The sequence below is a fragment of the Martelella limonii genome (assembly GCF_013344475.1).
In the GTDB taxonomy this organism is placed as follows: domain Bacteria; phylum Pseudomonadota; class Alphaproteobacteria; order Rhizobiales; family Rhizobiaceae; genus Martelella; species Martelella limonii.
Genome location: NZ_JABUOU010000001.1, coordinates 605,396 through 620,404 on the forward strand (window position 1 = coordinate 605,396; position 15,009 = coordinate 620,404).

General features: G+C 57.9%; 22 protein-coding genes, 1 tRNA gene and 1 pseudogene. 18 read left to right on the forward strand and 6 right to left on the reverse strand.

Translation table 11 applies throughout. From position 1 onward, the window contains the following. Positions 1 to 167 precede the first annotated feature (167 nt). A complete protein-coding gene (locus tag HPQ62_RS02780; RefSeq protein ID WP_174800964.1) occupies positions 168 to 1,373 on the reverse strand; it encodes a serine hydrolase domain-containing protein in 1,206 nt (401 codons plus the stop codon). A gap of 222 nt (positions 1,374 to 1,595) precedes the next feature. Here HPQ62_RS02780 and HPQ62_RS02785 point away from each other — a divergent pair, with 222 nt between their 5' ends. Together HPQ62_RS02785 and HPQ62_RS21285 are read left to right on the forward strand one after the other, a co-directional pair. Further along, positions 1,596 to 1,865, forward strand: a complete 270-nt coding sequence (locus tag HPQ62_RS02785) for a hypothetical protein (protein ID WP_174800965.1) — start codon at positions 1,596 to 1,598, stop codon at positions 1,863 to 1,865. 54 nt (positions 1,866 to 1,919) lie between these two features. Continuing rightward, positions 1,920 to 2,345, forward strand: coding sequence for a serine hydrolase (locus tag HPQ62_RS21285; protein ID WP_425312585.1), 426 nt, complete (start codon positions 1,920 to 1,922; stop codon positions 2,343 to 2,345). Positions 2,346 to 2,974: 629 nt separating this feature from the next. Here HPQ62_RS21285 and HPQ62_RS21010 read toward each other — a convergent pair. Next, positions 2,975 to 3,217, reverse strand: a pseudogene (locus HPQ62_RS21010) (tyrosine-type recombinase/integrase); the annotation flags it as partial. 177 nt (positions 3,218 to 3,394) lie between these two features. Between HPQ62_RS21010 and HPQ62_RS02795 the strand changes: the two are divergent. Next, a complete protein-coding gene (locus HPQ62_RS02795; protein ID WP_174800967.1) occupies positions 3,395 to 3,709 on the forward strand; it encodes a hypothetical protein in 315 nt (104 codons plus the stop codon). 22 nt (positions 3,710 to 3,731) lie between these two features. Here HPQ62_RS02795 and HPQ62_RS02800 read toward each other — a convergent pair whose 3' ends face one another. The 4 genes from HPQ62_RS02800 to HPQ62_RS02815 all read right to left on the reverse strand — a co-directional run bounded on the left by HPQ62_RS02800 (position 3,732) and on the right by HPQ62_RS02815 (position 7,143). Further along, entirely contained in the window at positions 3,732 to 4,997 is a 1,266-nt protein-coding gene (locus HPQ62_RS02800) for a DUF6538 domain-containing protein (protein ID WP_174800968.1), read from the reverse strand. A 144-nt stretch (positions 4,998 to 5,141) separates the two neighbouring features. Further along, a tRNA-Ser gene (locus HPQ62_RS02805) sits at positions 5,142 to 5,228 on the reverse strand. A 77-nt stretch (positions 5,229 to 5,305) separates the two neighbouring features. Further along, on the reverse strand, positions 5,306 to 6,463 hold the full coding sequence (locus HPQ62_RS02810) for a tyrosine-type recombinase/integrase (protein WP_174800969.1): 1,158 nt from the start codon (positions 6,461 to 6,463) through the stop codon (positions 5,306 to 5,308). Beyond that, positions 6,460 to 7,143 carry a hypothetical protein gene (locus HPQ62_RS02815; protein ID WP_174800970.1) on the reverse strand — a complete coding sequence of 228 codons (684 nt, stop codon included), beginning with the start codon at positions 7,141 to 7,143 and terminating at the stop codon, positions 6,460 to 6,462. The genes HPQ62_RS02810 and HPQ62_RS02815 overlap by 4 nt, the downstream gene beginning before the upstream one ends. A gap of 112 nt (positions 7,144 to 7,255) precedes the next feature. On the opposite strand from HPQ62_RS02815, the gene HPQ62_RS02820 reads away from it, so the two are divergent. The 15 genes from HPQ62_RS02820 (at position 7,256) to HPQ62_RS02890 (ending at position 15,007) form a co-directional block, all read left to right on the forward strand. Further along, entirely contained in the window at positions 7,256 to 7,468 is a 213-nt protein-coding gene (locus HPQ62_RS02820) for a DNA-binding protein (protein ID WP_174800971.1), read from the forward strand. After that, positions 7,465 to 7,872 carry a hypothetical protein gene (locus tag HPQ62_RS02825; protein WP_174800972.1) on the forward strand — a complete coding sequence of 136 codons (408 nt, stop codon included), beginning with the start codon at positions 7,465 to 7,467 and terminating at the stop codon, positions 7,870 to 7,872. Before HPQ62_RS02820 ends, HPQ62_RS02825 begins: the two co-directional genes overlap by 4 nt. After that, a complete protein-coding gene (locus tag HPQ62_RS02830; protein WP_174800973.1) occupies positions 7,869 to 8,192 on the forward strand; it encodes a hypothetical protein in 324 nt (107 codons plus the stop codon). The genes HPQ62_RS02825 and HPQ62_RS02830 overlap by 4 nt, the downstream gene beginning before the upstream one ends. A 145-nt stretch (positions 8,193 to 8,337) precedes the next feature. After that, entirely contained in the window at positions 8,338 to 8,733 is a 396-nt protein-coding gene (locus HPQ62_RS02835) for a hypothetical protein (RefSeq protein ID WP_174800974.1), read from the forward strand. Further along, positions 8,730 to 9,188 carry a helix-turn-helix domain-containing protein gene (locus HPQ62_RS02840; RefSeq protein WP_174800975.1) on the forward strand — a complete coding sequence of 153 codons (459 nt, stop codon included), beginning with the start codon at positions 8,730 to 8,732 and terminating at the stop codon, positions 9,186 to 9,188. The genes HPQ62_RS02835 and HPQ62_RS02840 overlap by 4 nt, the downstream gene beginning before the upstream one ends. A gap of 148 nt (positions 9,189 to 9,336) precedes the next feature. Then, complete coding sequence (locus HPQ62_RS02845; RefSeq protein ID WP_174800976.1) at positions 9,337 to 9,648, forward strand: DUF6074 family protein; 312 nt, start codon at positions 9,337 to 9,339, stop codon at positions 9,646 to 9,648. Further along, a complete protein-coding gene (locus HPQ62_RS02850) occupies positions 9,645 to 9,926 on the forward strand; it encodes a hypothetical protein (RefSeq protein ID WP_174800977.1) in 282 nt (93 codons plus the stop codon). Before HPQ62_RS02845 ends, HPQ62_RS02850 begins: the two co-directional genes overlap by 4 nt. Beyond that, positions 9,923 to 10,183, forward strand: coding sequence for a DNA-binding protein (locus HPQ62_RS02855; RefSeq protein WP_174800978.1), 261 nt, complete (start codon positions 9,923 to 9,925; stop codon positions 10,181 to 10,183). Before HPQ62_RS02850 ends, HPQ62_RS02855 begins: the two co-directional genes overlap by 4 nt. Further along, positions 10,150 to 10,596 carry a DUF6950 family protein gene (locus tag HPQ62_RS02860; RefSeq protein WP_174800979.1) on the forward strand — a complete coding sequence of 149 codons (447 nt, stop codon included), beginning with the start codon at positions 10,150 to 10,152 and terminating at the stop codon, positions 10,594 to 10,596. The genes HPQ62_RS02855 and HPQ62_RS02860 overlap by 34 nt, the downstream gene beginning before the upstream one ends. Positions 10,597 to 11,092: 496 nt before the next feature. Beyond that, positions 11,093 to 12,304, forward strand: a complete 1,212-nt coding sequence (locus HPQ62_RS02865; protein ID WP_174800980.1) for a phage portal protein — start codon at positions 11,093 to 11,095, stop codon at positions 12,302 to 12,304. Further along, positions 12,291 to 12,680: a hypothetical protein gene (locus HPQ62_RS02870; protein WP_244629529.1), complete on the forward strand. Its 390-nt coding sequence runs from the start codon at positions 12,291 to 12,293 to the stop codon at positions 12,678 to 12,680. Before HPQ62_RS02865 ends, HPQ62_RS02870 begins: the two co-directional genes overlap by 14 nt. A gap of 2 nt (positions 12,681 to 12,682) precedes the next feature. Then, on the forward strand, positions 12,683 to 13,183 hold the full coding sequence (locus HPQ62_RS02875) for an HK97 family phage prohead protease (protein ID WP_174800981.1): 501 nt from the start codon (positions 12,683 to 12,685) through the stop codon (positions 13,181 to 13,183). A gap of 7 nt (positions 13,184 to 13,190) precedes the next feature. Continuing rightward, positions 13,191 to 14,345: a phage major capsid protein gene (locus tag HPQ62_RS02880; protein ID WP_174800982.1), complete on the forward strand. Its 1,155-nt coding sequence runs from the start codon at positions 13,191 to 13,193 to the stop codon at positions 14,343 to 14,345. Between the two features lie 10 nt (positions 14,346 to 14,355). After that, complete coding sequence (locus tag HPQ62_RS02885; protein WP_174800983.1) at positions 14,356 to 14,742, forward strand: hypothetical protein; 387 nt, start codon at positions 14,356 to 14,358, stop codon at positions 14,740 to 14,742. Position 14,743: 1 nt separating this feature from the next. After that, positions 14,744 to 15,007: a spike base protein, RCAP_Rcc01079 family gene (locus HPQ62_RS02890; RefSeq protein ID WP_244629530.1), complete on the forward strand. Its 264-nt coding sequence runs from the start codon at positions 14,744 to 14,746 to the stop codon at positions 15,005 to 15,007. Positions 15,008 to 15,009 lie beyond the last annotated feature (2 nt).

Genomic DNA, 15,009 nt, shown 5'->3' on the forward strand with positions numbered 1-15,009 from the left:
GCGGCTCGCTCGATATCCGCTTTCTTGAACAGACTCTGAGGCCCAGCTGAAGACCATGACCCAAGCGTTCCGCAGAGCGTGTCGTTGGCCGATTTCAACGTTTCGACTTCGGAATGCATAACCGCGCTGCTGAGATTTTGCTTGCATATTGGAAAATCCGTGCCCCGCTACTTCGGCGGCGGGTTTTGTGGATGGATTTCTTCCGCGATCAACTGGACCGTTCGGGAGGCAAGGTTCGTAGGGGTTTCTTCCCAGTTGTCGATAGATCCTCGGGTGTAGGTGACCGCCACGGCGATAGTGATCCGGCCGGCGTCCGAGCGTTCGTCAGGCAAAGTGCCCACGGTCGAAGCGTAGCCACCGAACCGCGGCGTCTGGAAGATCCAGTCCCCCCGCAGCATAACGCCCAGACCGTAACTGAAAGCCTCGGTCAGTTCGTGGCAGCCTCGGCATCCGGCCAAGGGGGCGCCGAAGCCGATCAGCACCGGGTCGATCATCTGGGCGCGGGAGTCGGGCGTCAGAAACCCATCGGCGCCGACAATCGCATCGAAGCTCTGCGCCATGTCAGAGATCGTGGTGACCTGGATTGCGCCCGAGGACAGGGTCCAGGACGGGTTCCAGTAGGTCGAGTCCTCCCAGATACCCCGTTCGGCGGTGAAGGCATGGATCGCGGGGGCCGGGATCTGGGCCGTGTCGAAGCCGAAGGTACCGCTCATACCCAGCGGGCCAAGGACGTAGTCGTCCATCAGTTCGAACATCGACTGGCCGGTCGCCGCCTCCAGCACCTGGCCAAGGATAACGTAGTCGCTGTGCGAGTAATCCCAGTTGGTGCCGGGTGCGAACATTCTCGGTGTCGACAGGCTGACGGCGATCAGGTCGCCGGGTGTCCATGTCCTGAACGGGTCTTCCAGAAACGGATCGACGAACGCTTCCTCGTTGGCCACGTGATCCGGATAGCCCGCCGTCATGTTGAGTAACATCCGGATCGTCGCCGTGTCGCTGCCCGGCAGGGCTGGCATCCATTTCGAAATGGGTTCGTCCAGATCGATGATACCCTCTTCCGCAAGGCGCAGGGCTATGGCGCCAATGTAGGTCAGTGCGACGGCGCCATTCCGGAACCGGCCTTCGGTGGTTGCGGGAACGCCTGTCATGGCGTTGCCCATCACCTCGGTCAGGACCACCTCGCCGTCGATGCGCACTTCCAGCAGGAGCGAGTTCAGGCTGTGCTGCTCGAACTGGCTCTGGGCGATGGCGCGAATGTCTTCTGCCGTGTTGGCCTGGGCTGTCGCCGTGCCCCCGACGGTTGATGCCAGTACGATGCCGCAGGTTGCAACCCGCGTTGCGTGCCGCAGTTTCAGGCTGATTGTGTGCCCCATCCGTATTTTCCCTCTCCTGTTCACGGCCGGGTTCTCTCGAGCCCTTGGTGTTTTTGCGCCTGTCTTCCGGCAGGTCGATTGACCATGCATTGACGCTGCCTGACAGGTAAATCACTTGTTCGGATTGAGTTTATACCAGTATTCAACCGTGTGCCAGATTGTTTGCCCCAGTGGAAAATGCATGGCTGTCACGCGAGATCAGCGATGAACGGGAGCACGGCGATGACGCGTATCGGATCAGGTTCGAAAACAGTGCAGCTGACCCGCGCGGCGCTGGTAGCGTCGGTACTGTCGGTCTCGACCGCCGCGGTGGCACATGCCTGCGTGGCTGATCCCGCCGCGGTCACGGCCTACGCGGTGACCGAGGCGATGACCACCACACCAATGCCCGACGCCATGGCCACAAAGCTGGACGCCGCCGTCCGCGCGTCGCTGGACAAGGCCGCCGCGCCGGGCATCATCGCGGGCGTCCTGAAACCTGACGGATACTAGACGGGGGCCTTGGGTGTGGCCGGTCCGGATACCGGCGCGCCGATGGACGTGGGCATGCATACCCGCATCGGTCCCGTTACCAAGACGTTCACCGTCACCGCGCTCTTGCAGCTAGTGGAAGAGGGGAAAGTGTCGCTCGACGACACGATCGACCAATATGTCGACGGCGTGCCCAACGGCGATCGTGCGACCATGCGCCAGCTTGCGAACATGACCAGCGGCGTCCTGAGGACACAAATCGGTGCCTGCGGCGAATTCTTGAACAGACTCTTACACCTAACCTGCCTGAAGCTCACAATGCCCTTGCGCACTACCATCATCGCAATGACCGATACGAAGAGGCGCTCGAATGTTTCGACCAGGTCGTCTTCACTGAACGGAAAATCGGCCGAGCCTGCACGATTTCTGGCTGGCGCGCGAACGTCGTGTTCAGTCTTGTCGATGGCCGGGCGGCCTTTCGTGAGATCAACGGGTTGCTGAGCGAGGCAGTTGCCACGCCTTGGATATGGCCTTGGTGTGCGCGGCAGATTGCCGCTTTCGGACGCGCCACCATTGAGAATGCGCGCTTCGCTCAATCCTTCTGGAATCGATATATAGCGGAGCACCCAGAATTTGGTCGCGCGCGAGCCGAATGGCCTTTGACGAATTTCTATCTACGTCAGCAAGGTGATGATATCAGCACTTACGCCAAGTTTCGATAAGGGTTCGAACAGCACATTGCGCACGTGGATGCCGAAGATGCCGCTTTGCCCTGGGATCGGCTCGGTCACTGGGCTCAGGACGAAGGAAACTGGGAAGAGGCCCAGCGCTGCTACCGGAAGGCCTATGAGCTGGAGGGGGGACACTATGGCTATTGCCTTGGAACAGCGCTCAACTTTCTAAGCCGGTACGAAGAAAGTCGCCCGATCCTCGTTGAACAGGCCGAGCACCGAATGGCCGGATTCCGCCCCATCAAGACCTTGATGCGGAGCGCGGCGAATGGCTGCTTATCGGAGCTGGGTCCAAAACCGCGAACGTCCGAAATGGGGACGCAAAGCCGTGTGTCAGCAATCTGAACACGGGAGAAGCTCTTTTGGGGTACGGCCCCGCCGAAACGGAACCGCACACTTCTAGATCTCGGTGCGCTCTGCCAACTCGAGGGCATCTTCGGTGTCCACGCCGAGGTATCGGACAGTGTTTTCGATCTTGCTATGACCGAGCAGAATCTCAATTGCACGGAGGTTACCGGTTGCCTTGTAGGTCATCGCTGCCTTGGTCCGGCGGAGTGAATGAGTACCGTAGTCTTCCCGCCGTAAGCCGATTGCTACCACCCATTAATCGACCAATCGTGCATACTGCCGGGTGCTCAAGTTACCGGCACCATTTTGTACACACTCATCTTGCGAGACGTAAGCCCAAAATTGCGGACTCCTAATGCGTTAGGACTTATCCGTATAAAATCATACACTTGTCCACATTTCCGAGCTGATTTCCGTTGGAAATCTCATGTTCTGATCGGGTACTATGCCTCCATCAGCAACAGCGGGGGCATGTCCTCCATCGATAGAAGCGACTTGCAGCCTATGGCGCGAGAACGGGAAAGCCATGCCGAAAGTGAGGCGGTGCGGGAGCGATCAGTTGCTCGTCCTCGCTTCGCGCGTCGCCCGGCAGCAACGGCATCGGAACTCGAGCGGCTGCAAACCGCCCTCGAGACCATCGCCGCGCTGATCATAGATGATCCCGTCTACCTACCGATCTTCGAACGCCTGGAGCGTGAGATCGAGCTGGAGAGAAACCGTGCCGACACAATGGCCCGCGCCCGCGCAATCCTGCGTCAGAAAGAAATGGTACCTGCAAAACCTTGAGCTACCTGGAACACTTGATCGCTCAAAATGCCAATGGCTGCAACAGATCACTCAATTGCTCCAGGCTCGCTCCGGCGCCATAGCGTTCTCTATTGAGGGCATGCCCCATCAGATCGCGGCGGATGCGCTCGTCAAGGCCAGCGGCCAGCATGCGATCCTCGAAGGAATGCCGCAGGCAATAAAGCGTGTGCTCTGCTGTTTCACACAAACCGTTTTCCCTGAGAAACTTGTTCACCGTACCACTCAGGCCCGCCGAACGCGTCTGGTACCTTGAAAAGCCCTCCGGGAACGGCCTCATGGCCTCAAGAGAAACGCCGATCAGGGGTATGGCACGTCTTGCATTGCCGCTCTTCAGCTTCCGACCGATCGGCTTGATCGAAATGTGAGGAATATTGGCATCCAAATGGATCTCGTCTGGCGTGAGGCCTGCGAGTTCACTCGGTCTTGCTCCGGTATTGACCATAGCGAGAAGAATTGCCCGCGCCTGCTCATTCAACCCGTCAAGCGCGCCAGGCCGCAATAACTGATCCCGGATCCACTCATGTGAGAAAGGTGGCCGGGTCTTGGCCTCGCCGGATTTCAGGGCAATATCCGTGAAGGGCAGAACGAGACCCAGTCTCTTCATGCGGTTCACAGTCTTGAGCACGTCGCCAAGATGCATGAAGTCCTTGTTGGCTGTGTCGGGCGATATGTCCTCGATATCGACTCGCTCCACCCACCACGCACGAAAATCCAGCATGACGTCGCCGGAAATTTCGTTCAGTGGAAGGTTTCCGCAAACCGAGATGAAATTCCTGACGGCCTTGATCCGAGGGTTGCGCCATCGGCGCAATTGATCTTCACTCTTGCCAACTATTCGATCTTTCGCCAGCGGCCAGTAGAGTTCGAGCGCGCGCTCGACCGAAATGAGCGGTTCGCCAACGCCGCCCAGCAAAGCGGCCGCTTCCTGTGGCACGTGCCGTTGATCTGATACGGTTTCGATGCGCTCCAGCAGTTCAGCTCTGGGAAGTTGGGCGACCTTCTCTGACGTGAGATAGCGATAGCCGCGCCGCTGGGCTAGTTCTGCAGCTGCCTGAAACCGCACCTCGGCATCATCGGTATCGCCGGCAAGTCGAGCCTCCCACGCTTCGATCTGCTCGGCCCATATCAGAGGTGCCTTGGCCTTGGCCTGTGTCTCGGAATCAGTATGGAGGCTCAGCCAGATTTCGCTACGGCTTTCGACAGGCGCAAAGCGCTTCGGGACACGCCGCCGGATATAGAATACCGATCCTCTTCGCATAAGCGGCATCGCATGCTCCCGTCCGAAAAGTGGAGCAGAATGTGTAGCACATCGTGTAGCAAATCACGAGGCCGGCCAGCGGTGACTGAGGGCATTAATCACTAAGCTACTGATATAAAATCGGAAAATAAACTGAGGCGAGGAGTCGATCGGCGGAGGAGGTGGGATTCGAACCCACGGTACGCTTTCACGCACGCCGGTTTTCAAGACCGGTGCCTTAAACCGCTCGGCCACTCCTCCAAGTGATTGATAAGTTTGCGTTTTAGGGTTTTCCCTGAAAACTGGAAAGCGGCATTTGCTACCGCTTTGCTACCCAATCATTCACCGGAGCGCTTTGTAGCAGCTTTGATTGCCGCGTCAACTTGTTCTGCCGCGTTCGCCTGCATGCCGGGCATCACGTGCGAATACAGGTCGAGCGTAATGCCGATCGTGGAGTGTCCGAGCCGCTCACTCGCGATCTTAGGATGAACGCCGGCGGCCAGAAGTTGGGTAGCATGGCTGTGGCGGAGATCATGGAAACGGATACGGGGCAGGGTGGTTTTCTTTGCCAGCAGCCGAACCCATTCATGCGTCAGTGACGTGGGCTTAAGCGGGTTGCCATCGATCTGTGCGACCACGAAAGAACTGTGCTCCGGGCGAAGGCCAAGCTTCAGTTGCTCTTCAGCCTGGGCGGCTCGGTGGCGCTTCAATTCGGCCAACACCGTCGATGATACTGCTACGGTTCTCGCCCTGCCTGATTTCGGCTCTTTGTACCGGACTACCTGACCGACCTGTTCAGCGCTTTCCACAATCGCGATGACGCCGCTTTCCAGATCGACATTACGCCAGCGTAGGGCGAGCACTTCGCCGCGCCTGAGGCCGCAAAGAGCCGCGAGCAGCGCGGGGATGAACATTCTGGTATCTTTCAGCGCTTCAAGTAGCTCGGCCGTCTGAGAGGCGCTGTATGCCTCTACAGTTGGCCGTTCGATTTTCGGCGGTCGGGTGAGGGCTACGGGGTTGCGCTTTAACAGATCCCACTTCACTGCCTGCTCCATCGCTGTCAGCATCACGCGGCGGCAGTGATGAACCGTGCGGGGCGAAAGCCCGCCTTTCCCGTCCCTGCGTCCGTTTTCGAGTAGATGGCTCCATGTCGCATCGATGCGGGCCGGTGTCAGCTTGTTCAGTGTGATCGATCCCAGCGATGGCGCGATATTCTTCAGCAACAGGTCTTCATAGCGCTGGTGTGTCTTCGGCGAGACGTTGGCCTTTTCATGCTGAAGCCAGCGGATGAAATATTCCCTGACCGTCGTTTTGGCGGGCTCGATGTAGCTGCCGCCGTTCAGTTCCGCGACGAGCCGGGCGCACTCCGTCTCTGCCTGCCTTTTTGTACCGTGGAAGGTGTGCCATTTCCGACGCCGCTTTCCGGTTTCCGGATCAGGAACGTCCAATACAATCGCCCACTTGCCGGGGGAGCGTTCGCGGATATGGCCTTTCATTTTTCTTTTTCCTCTTTGCTTAAATGAAGCCTTTCAAGCTCTTCCTCGCTCTGCTTAAGAGCCTCAATCCGTTGCTCGAGAAACTTATCTTGGTCGGCGTCGTTCATTGCGTGATATTCAGCAACCTCTTCCGGCGTCATTCTTGACCAAACAGTAACAAGCCTTCTGTTCTCTTCCGCTTGTTCACGCGATTTTTGAATCTCATTCAAGCGAGAATTTGTGTTTGATATTGCTTCTTTCGACTTAGTTGTTCCTTCTTGTATCGTCTTCGACTCTGCAAAAGGGGCTATACCATTAAATACTCCCAAGATCATTGTATAAAGCTCCTCGCTTGCGTCGGAAGCATCAGTCAAGTCACGCAGTATTTCTCTGAAAAGAGAATCGAGAGCTTTAAGCTCGTCGCCTGTGAGGTTGACGATTTTCTCTCGCACTTCGTCCACTGAACGCACAGTGTCGAAATAAACCCGCTCAATTCCATGATGGATTTCGTCGGCATAGTCGACGATGCCATCTAACTCGTTGTCTGCAAGAATACCTATTTGGCAGAGCCTTCTAACCGCTTCCGACCTTGAGGGGATGCGATTATCGAACCGCCAAGTATCGATTGCCTCAACCTCATCCTCAGTAATTTTAATGTGTAGACGGGTCGTCTCGCTGTCGCCGAGTTTCGGCCGGGCCATGAAAGTCTCTCCTTATTAGATGTGCACGATACACACGAAACTGTTGCAATCAAGTTAATTTCGAGTTAAATATCGTTTCGTGCACACGAAACGCACGAAAGGAGGACTGACAATGACGATTGAAGAGGCACTATCCAAACCCACCATCTCCGTGCCGGACGCCGGGGCGTTGTTTTTCGGCCTAGCCCGAAACGCCGCCTATGAGGCAGCCAAGCGCGGTGACATTGAAACGATCAGGGTAGGGGGGCGCATTGTGGTGCCGGTGGCACCGTTGGCGGCTCGGCTCGGCCTGACAACCAAGTTCGGAGCGGGAGCTACGGCATGAGACCCCAGAACGCAAAAGGCCCGATCAGTGCGGTAACACTGCCGGGCCAAAGCTCAACAAACCAATTGGACGACGGCATGAAGAACTTTGCATCCACTACCACCAACCGCGACGAATTGCTAGCCGTCCGGCAAAAGCTTGAGGCCGGGCTGGAATACCTTGTTGCACTTCTCGATGAGATCGACGGCGAGGCCGATCGAGAAGACGACGGGACCGGCGAACCTGTTCTCGGATGGCCGCTGCAAGCTCACCCGATCACCAACGACATGACGTGTGACGATGACCGCGAGGAAGACGACGAACGGGAGGACGACAAGGCGGACAGCGAGCCATGGCTTGGAAGGCCGGAAGACGGGCATGACGGTCAACTGGCCGATACTGACCTGGAGGTGGATTACCAATGACCCTATCACCATCAGTTGCTGTCGTTGATATCGACCTTCTTGCTCAGCGCTTCCATGTCGCCAATGCCGCATGGCTGGCGACGGCGGATGAAAACGGCGATATCGAGGCGGTTGGCCCGGAATACGAAGCCGCGTGGGAGGCATGCAAGGACGTGCTGCGGCATCAGTGCAGATCGAAGGAAGAAGCAGTCCGCAAGACGGAAATCGTTCTCGGTCATGACTGGTTGATAGAATCCGCTGACAGCAATTTCGAAGATGAGCGGTTCTATCTGCGAGACTTCCTGAAAACGCTCGTACCAACCGCGCGAGGCCGGTCATGATTAAAGGACGCGCGCGTGACGGCGGCTGTGAACAAACCAGAACAAAAACGGGATATGTCGGGTACATAGTTCAATTTTGCCGGACAATTGGTATACTGGCGGATCAGGGGAGGGATGGTGAATCAGGAACGGAGGACGCCGTTTAATGAGCATGCCCAAATCCTCTCAGCCTTCAGGCTTCGAAGAAGCCGATCAGGCAACTCAGGATCGTTGGATCCGAAATCTTCTGGGAAATGAGAACGCGGAACGTTTCAATCGGGTAAGCGGCCAGCAGCGGTTTCGGCCAACGCCCGTGCGAGTTCACTTCGAATATTTCTTGCATGATGGCCTTTGGGTGATCTCTCGCTTCCAGAACGGTCAGCAAGAGCAACATGCCAGCCGCCTTTCAGAAGACGAATGCCGCAGCACCGTGAACAAGCTCCGGGCGGCTGGTTATACCGTCCGAGAAACTCGGATCGGATTTCATGACAAAACCGAAAAACCTGTGAGTGAGCGCATGCGGAACATTGATCGCTTGGGCCTGTATCGGGAGCGCACATGAGCAGCAAGTACAAGCGCAAGGGCAAGGCCAAGTTCATCATGATCGAGCGCTATTTTTGGCGCTCGGAGGCTTGGGATAGTCTCAGCCCCGTTGAGCAAATGGGATATCTTCGGATTAAATGGCGGTACGACGGCAAAAACAATGGTCGCATAGGTTGCTCCTGCCGGGAAATGGCAGACGAGTTAAAATGCAGCAAGGCGACGGCAAGCCGCGTCTTTAAAGTTCTGCAGGAGCGCGGCTTCATCGAGGTTGTCAAACCAAGCGGTTTCAGCCGCAAAGACCGCACATCTACCGAATGGAGAATTGCAGAATACCCTTGTGATGTCACCGGTGAAATAGCTTCGAAATCATTCATCCGCTGGCGCGCTGATGAAAAAACAACAGTTTCATCAGAGGGACACACAGTTTCATCAGGGGGACAGTTCGGCAGAATGAAGGTGGCAAATCATGGCTGAAAGACCTGAAAAACGACCTCACAGTTTCATGAGAGGTACCGTCATCGCTTCTCACGGTTTCATGAGAGGTACACATATAGTGTTACCAGGGGAGGGTGGCCGGGAGTATGTTCTGACACAGATCCGAGACAGGGTGGAGCGATAGCCGATGGAACACCAGAAAGAAACCGAGCTCCCGCTATTCGCTTGGACGCCTCCGAAGAAGTTGATGGTGTTTCCGCTCGTGTACCGGATTGGAAAAATCCGGGACGTGGCAACCAAGATGCTGGACAAACCGACGGAAAAGAGTGCTCGGCATTATCGACGGCAAGTTGACGAAGGGCTGACGGCTCAGCTTGAGCGGTTTGGCTTCGGTGACGGTGAGATCGGGCAGCAGCTGGACCTGTTCTGGCAGGCCGTGGAGCAGGAGATGCATCGTCAGTCTTACGAATGGACAAACAATCCGGGAGATGCGGTATGAGTGACGTGATCAAATTCCCGGCGCGTGACCGGATTGAAATCCATTTTTGCTTGGTAACGGGAGCGACTGTCACTGACGCGAACGGAACCCACCGCGTTTTCTATCATGTCGGTGAACGACGATTTTTCGTTGACCTGATCGACTCTGATGGGATCCGGCTGGGTATGCACGATTGCGAAAGCTACGACGAGGCTATCATTGCGGCCGGCGATCTGGCGCGAGAATGGGGGTGCGAGGTTTACGATCGCGTGGTTCGCGACGAAGGCGGTGACGAATGACAGACACCGCTCTGACCACGGCAGACATTGACCGCATTCTTGAGGGGGCATCGCGCCGGCGGCTACCCTCTCTTGCCACGGAGAGCCTATGGGGTGCGCAGGCTATCGCCGACTTCATGGGCACGTCTGCGGACTATGTGAGAAAGCTGTCCACGACGGATGATGAATGCCCGATCCGGATACGAGGCGGGCGGTACTACGCGACCCGGACAGAGATCGCGGAATGGCTGAGGCCGAAAGAGGAGCGCCGGCCATGATGAGAACGACGGAGTATGTCGATTGGAAGCAGCAATGGGATGGTGTCCCTGTCGTATGGGGCGAGAGCGATTGCACTGCCTGGGCTGCGCGCTGGGTTGAATTCGCGACGGGCAAGAAGCTTGACCTTCCGAAATGGAATTCTCGGCGCGATGCGCAGAGGCTGATTGCTGAAGCAGGATCGCTGGAAGCTCTCTGGGACGAACATCTCGCCAAGGTCGGTATCTATCAAACGTCAGAAGCCCGATGGGGCGATGTCGGTATCATGAACACCACGGTTGCGGGGCCGGTTGGCGGCATCTTTTCCCCTTGGGCCGCTGGCTTCAACTGGCGGGCAGAAGACGGTATCAGGCTGCTTTCCATCAGACCCGCCAATCTGATTGCCATTTGGTCCGTTGGTTACAATCCGGATTGAGCGGGCTTTTCGTGTTTGCAAAGCGTTATAATAAGGGGTGAAGGATATTATACCCTTGTTTTCGCGCTTTCCGGATCCAGCTTCGTCCCGCGAACGGCCTCGATAGCCTCCGGCGCGATCTTCTCGCCGCGCTCTGCGTTACGCTGAACAACGCGTTCTGACTGGCCTGTTCTCGCGGCAGTGTCGGCGGTGAAGCGGTCGGCTTTGGCAGAGTCGCCAAGTTGGCGACTCTGGTCATGCCCTCCGCCAATTGCACCGTGGGCCGTCTCTGGATGCAGCGCCTCGTAAGCCGCCTTGCGCTTTGCTGTGAATGTCGCCCGTTCCGCAGGCGTCAGCGGCGGAGCGCAAAGGTTCTCGTCGCAGTCGGCAACCGAACGAAATTCGTACGGCTGGGACGAGCGCCACGGTGGCGAAAGCCAACTAACTACCTGTTTTAGCGTGATTAACTGCATTTCCGGGAGGCGCTTTCTGCATCCTGGTCGGCTATATTCAGGTCATGAAGATTTGGCCCTTTTCCCGAACTGAGCAGAAGTCCCTCAGCAATCCGACTGAGGAAGAATATGCGCTGTTCACGGGCGGCAGCGTTGCCGGTTCGTCAGTGTCGGTCGCCACAGCGCTGACGGTTCCCGCCGTCCAGTCTGCAATCCGTCTTGTCTCTGAAGCCTGTGCCACGCTCGATATCGTCGTGGAAAAGCGTGACGGGACAAACTGGCATTCCGATGCCGAGCATCACGTTGCCCGCCTTCTCGGTGACCGCCCGAATGACTGGACGTCAACTTTCGAGCTGATCCGCGATCTTGTCGCGACGGCGCTGACCAGTGACCGGGGCGGCGCTGCCTGGGTAAACCGTGTCGATGGAGAGGTTCGGGAAATCATCCGGTATGAACCGGCTCATGTGACCATTGATTTCAGTGCCGACGGTCGGCAGGAACCCAGCTTCAAGATTAACAACCGCCCGGAAGATGCCCAGAACATCGTGCACCTCCGCGGGCCGTTCGGGCGCTCCTGTCTGGCGCTTGCCGCTGATGCCATCGGCGCGGCGAAGGACATGGAGAAGCACGCCGGGAAGCTGTTCAGGAATGGCGCTCGCCCCGGTGGTGTGATCGAGTCACCCAAGCCGCTTGGTGATGAGGGCTTCAAGAAAATGGGCGCTGCATGGCGCAAGGCCCACGAAGGGCCGGACAATGCCGGCCGGACTGCGATCCTTTGGGATGGCGCGACCTTCCGTCCGATCACGCTGACCTCGACCGATGCGCAGTTTCTCGAAAACCGCAAGTTTCAGATTATCGAAATCGCCCGCGCCTTCCGCGTCCCCCCGTCGATGATTTACGACCTCGACCGCGCCACCTGGTCCAACTCCGAACAGATGGGCAAAGAGTTCCTGTCCTATTCGCTTGAGCCGTGGCTGAGGGCATTGGAAGGCGCGATGCGTGTGGCCTTGTTCCTTCCAGAAGAGCGCCGCGATTTCCGCATCCGCTTTGACCGTGACGATCTGACCCGCGCGGATCTGAAGGTGCGAGCCGCTTCTATCAGCAGCCTTATCGCCAGTCGCGTTCTCAACCCCAATGAGGGCCGGGCATGGCTTGACTTGCCGCCGCGTGAAGGTGGCGAGGAATATGCGAACCCGAACACGGGAAGCAGTCAGCCCGGCGATGTGGGCGATTCCCACAATGACGAAACAGAGGACCGTGAAAATGGACCTGAGTGACGTTCTCTCCAACGTGGCCGATCAGGACAAGGGCCGCATGCTCGAAATTGTCGACCCATGGAAGGGCAAGCCTACGGGTATGCGCATGTGGCTCGCTGGCCCGGACAGTGACGTCCAACGCCGCGCCCGCATTGCGATGATGGACGAGCTTGCGGAAGCCGCAGACGATCAGGGCAGGGTGTCGGCAGAGGCCCGTGAGAAAGCCCGCCTGAAATGTCTGGCCCGTTGCGTGTTGCACTGGGAGATCGAGGAAGACGGCAAGGCGGTCGCCATGACGCACAAGGCGATCTTCCGGGTGCTGACGGCGGGTGCATGGATACAGGCTCAGGTCGATGCCTTTGCCGGTGACCGCGCCAATTTCAGGCCGGAGGTTTGACGATGGAAAAGCTCTTCATCGAAACCAAGCTGGCCGCGCTCGAAGGCGGATTGATCGAAGGAACAGCATGGCCGTTCGGTTCACCTGATCGCGTCGGGGACGTGATCGAGAAGGGGGCGTTCGTCGGCGCTTCCCTGCCTTTGCCAATGCTGTTCGGCCACGATCCGAATGACCCGGTCGGCACTTGGACGGCTGCTGATGAGGATGAGGAAGGTCTGAAGGTCAAGGGCTCGCTTCTGATCGATGACGTTGCCCGCGCCCGTGAGGTTCACGCTCTGGTCAAGGCCGGCGCGGTCAAGGGGCTTTCGGTCGGGTTCCAGACCCGGAAGGCAAGCCCCCGCAAAGGCGGGGGCCGAACAATCACCAAGCTCGATCTATGGGAGGTGTCGCTTGTCACCTTCGGCATGCATCCCGGCGCACGGGTTACCAGCGCGAAATCCGCAATCAGGGCTCTGACACTGGCAGAAGCTCTTAACCGCGCCACGGCGCAACTGAAAGGGTGAACAACCTATGCAGCATTTCACCAAACAGGCGCTGGCGAGTTCGGCGCTGATCCTGAAGGGTGAGGAAGACGACCCCGAAAACCTCGTCACCAAGGCGATCGAGGACCTGACGAAGACCGTCGATGAACGGTTGAAGAAGGTCGAAGAAAAGGGCGCCGATCCGAAGGTCGAAGAGCGTTTGAAGGCGCTGGAGACCAAGGCCAACCGGCCCGGCGGCGATAAGAAAGAGGATGAGCAGACCGAAGAGCGCAAGGCGTTCTCGATCTATCTCGCCCGTGGCGATGCGCTTCCGGCTGAAGAGCGCAAGGCGCTGACGGTTTCGAGCGATCCGAGCGGCGGCTATTTCGCCCCGGCGGAAATGTCGTCTGAGTTCATCAAGGAGCTTGTCGAATTCTCTCCGGTTCGTTCTGTTGCTTCGGTTCGTTCGACCGGCGCGCCGTCCGTGGTCTATCCCAAGCGCACCGGCATCACCAATGCCAAGTGGAAGGGTGAGACGGAAGCGCAGGAAGAATCGACGGCCAGCTTCGGACAGGCGGAAATCCCTGTTCATGAGATTAGCACATATGTCGATATCTCGAACCAGCTTCTTGCCGACAGCGGCGGGCAGGCCGAGACCGAAGTGCGCCTGGCGCTGTCCGAAGACTTCGGCCAGAAGGAAGGTTCGGCCTTCGTCAACGGCACGGGCGCGAAGCAGCCGGAAGGGTTCATGACCAACCCGGATATCGCTTACTTCGCCAATGGCCACGCCACCAACCTTTCCGCCGATGCGCTGATCAAGCTCATGTATTCGATGCCGGCGACCTATCGCGGTCGCGGTTCCTGGGCCATGAACGGCACCACGCTCGGCGTCATCCGCACCCTGAAAGACGGACAGGGCAATTACTTGTGGCAACCGTCCTATCAGGCCGGTCAGCCGGAAACCATTCTCGGCCGTCCGGTGGTCGAAATGGTGGATATGCCGGATATCGCGGCCAATGCCTTCCCGATCATCTACGGCGATTTCTCGGCCTACAGGATCCTTGACCGGGTGAGCCTGTCGATCCTCGTAAACCCGTATCTTCTTGCCACGTCCGGCCTGACCCGCATCCACGCCACGCGCCGTGTCGGTGGCCGTGTGCTCCAGGCAGCGCGCTTCAAGAAGCTCAAAATGGCGACCAGCTAAGGAGGCTGTCATGCGTGATCTTGTGAACAACATCGGAGCGGTACAGGCGCTTGTCCCTGCCGTTCTTTCCGCCACGGCAACCGGCCCGGCGCTCGACCTGATCGCCTTTGGCAGTGCCGCTCTCGTGATCAACACCGGGGCGATCGCATCGGCTGGTGACTTCACTGCCAAGCTTCAGGAATCGGACACCACGACCAGCGGCGATTTCACCGATGTCGATGCCGATCATCTGGAAGGGGTATTCCCTGCCAGTCTGGAAGCTAATGCGGTGGTGAAAGTCGGGTACAAAGGCTTCAAGCGCTATATCCGGCTCGTGGTCACCAAGAACGGTGGAACCTCGATCGCTGCCGGCGCGGTGCTGATCAAGGGCCATGCTGCCGAACGTCCGGTGGTTTGATATGGCACAGGCTGATCCGCTTTCCGGCTACGCAATGGCGTCCACCGCAATGGGTGAGCGTCATTTCGAGATCGTGCCGAGCGATACGGAAGACATGGCCATCCGGCCAAGAACGATCTTCTGTGCCGAAGACGGCACGGCGGTCATTCGTGATGAGGGTGGCACTGATCTGCCCTATCAGATGACGGCAGGAACCTACCTTCCGTTTCGCGGTGTTCGTGTTCTAGCGACTGGCACGACCGGCACCTTCTACGGGTGGTGGTAACC

Excerpts from the sequence above, each read along its gene's own strand:
- HPQ62_RS02780 (WP_174800964.1), bottom strand. The coding sequence starts at position 1,373 with ATGGGGCACACAATCAGCCTGAAACTGCGGCACGCAACGCGGGTTGCA.
- HPQ62_RS02785 (WP_174800965.1), top strand. The coding sequence starts at position 1,596 with ATGACGCGTATCGGATCAGGTTCGAAAACAGTGCAGCTGACCCGCGCG.
- HPQ62_RS21285 (WP_425312585.1), top strand. The coding sequence starts at position 1,920 with ATGCATACCCGCATCGGTCCCGTTACCAAGACGTTCACCGTCACCGCG.
- HPQ62_RS02795 (WP_174800967.1), top strand. The coding sequence starts at position 3,395 with ATGTCCTCCATCGATAGAAGCGACTTGCAGCCTATGGCGCGAGAACGG.
- HPQ62_RS02800 (WP_174800968.1), bottom strand. The coding sequence starts at position 4,997 with ATGCCGCTTATGCGAAGAGGATCGGTATTCTATATCCGGCGGCGTGTC.
- HPQ62_RS02810 (WP_174800969.1), bottom strand. The coding sequence starts at position 6,463 with ATGAAAGGCCATATCCGCGAACGCTCCCCCGGCAAGTGGGCGATTGTA.
- HPQ62_RS02815 (WP_174800970.1), bottom strand. The coding sequence starts at position 7,143 with ATGGCCCGGCCGAAACTCGGCGACAGCGAGACGACCCGTCTACACATT.
- HPQ62_RS02820 (WP_174800971.1), top strand. The coding sequence starts at position 7,256 with ATGACGATTGAAGAGGCACTATCCAAACCCACCATCTCCGTGCCGGAC.
- HPQ62_RS02825 (WP_174800972.1), top strand. The coding sequence starts at position 7,465 with ATGAGACCCCAGAACGCAAAAGGCCCGATCAGTGCGGTAACACTGCCG.
- HPQ62_RS02830 (WP_174800973.1), top strand. The coding sequence starts at position 7,869 with ATGACCCTATCACCATCAGTTGCTGTCGTTGATATCGACCTTCTTGCT.
- HPQ62_RS02835 (WP_174800974.1), top strand. The coding sequence starts at position 8,338 with ATGAGCATGCCCAAATCCTCTCAGCCTTCAGGCTTCGAAGAAGCCGAT.
- HPQ62_RS02840 (WP_174800975.1), top strand. The coding sequence starts at position 8,730 with ATGAGCAGCAAGTACAAGCGCAAGGGCAAGGCCAAGTTCATCATGATC.
- HPQ62_RS02845 (WP_174800976.1), top strand. The coding sequence starts at position 9,337 with ATGGAACACCAGAAAGAAACCGAGCTCCCGCTATTCGCTTGGACGCCT.
- HPQ62_RS02850 (WP_174800977.1), top strand. The coding sequence starts at position 9,645 with ATGAGTGACGTGATCAAATTCCCGGCGCGTGACCGGATTGAAATCCAT.
- HPQ62_RS02855 (WP_174800978.1), top strand. The coding sequence starts at position 9,923 with ATGACAGACACCGCTCTGACCACGGCAGACATTGACCGCATTCTTGAG.
- HPQ62_RS02860 (WP_174800979.1), top strand. The coding sequence starts at position 10,150 with ATGGCTGAGGCCGAAAGAGGAGCGCCGGCCATGATGAGAACGACGGAG.
- HPQ62_RS02865 (WP_174800980.1), top strand. The coding sequence starts at position 11,093 with ATGAAGATTTGGCCCTTTTCCCGAACTGAGCAGAAGTCCCTCAGCAAT.
- HPQ62_RS02870 (WP_244629529.1), top strand. The coding sequence starts at position 12,291 with ATGGACCTGAGTGACGTTCTCTCCAACGTGGCCGATCAGGACAAGGGC.
- HPQ62_RS02875 (WP_174800981.1), top strand. The coding sequence starts at position 12,683 with ATGGAAAAGCTCTTCATCGAAACCAAGCTGGCCGCGCTCGAAGGCGGA.
- HPQ62_RS02880 (WP_174800982.1), top strand. The coding sequence starts at position 13,191 with ATGCAGCATTTCACCAAACAGGCGCTGGCGAGTTCGGCGCTGATCCTG.
- HPQ62_RS02885 (WP_174800983.1), top strand. The coding sequence starts at position 14,356 with ATGCGTGATCTTGTGAACAACATCGGAGCGGTACAGGCGCTTGTCCCT.
- HPQ62_RS02890 (WP_244629530.1), top strand. The coding sequence starts at position 14,744 with ATGGCACAGGCTGATCCGCTTTCCGGCTACGCAATGGCGTCCACCGCA.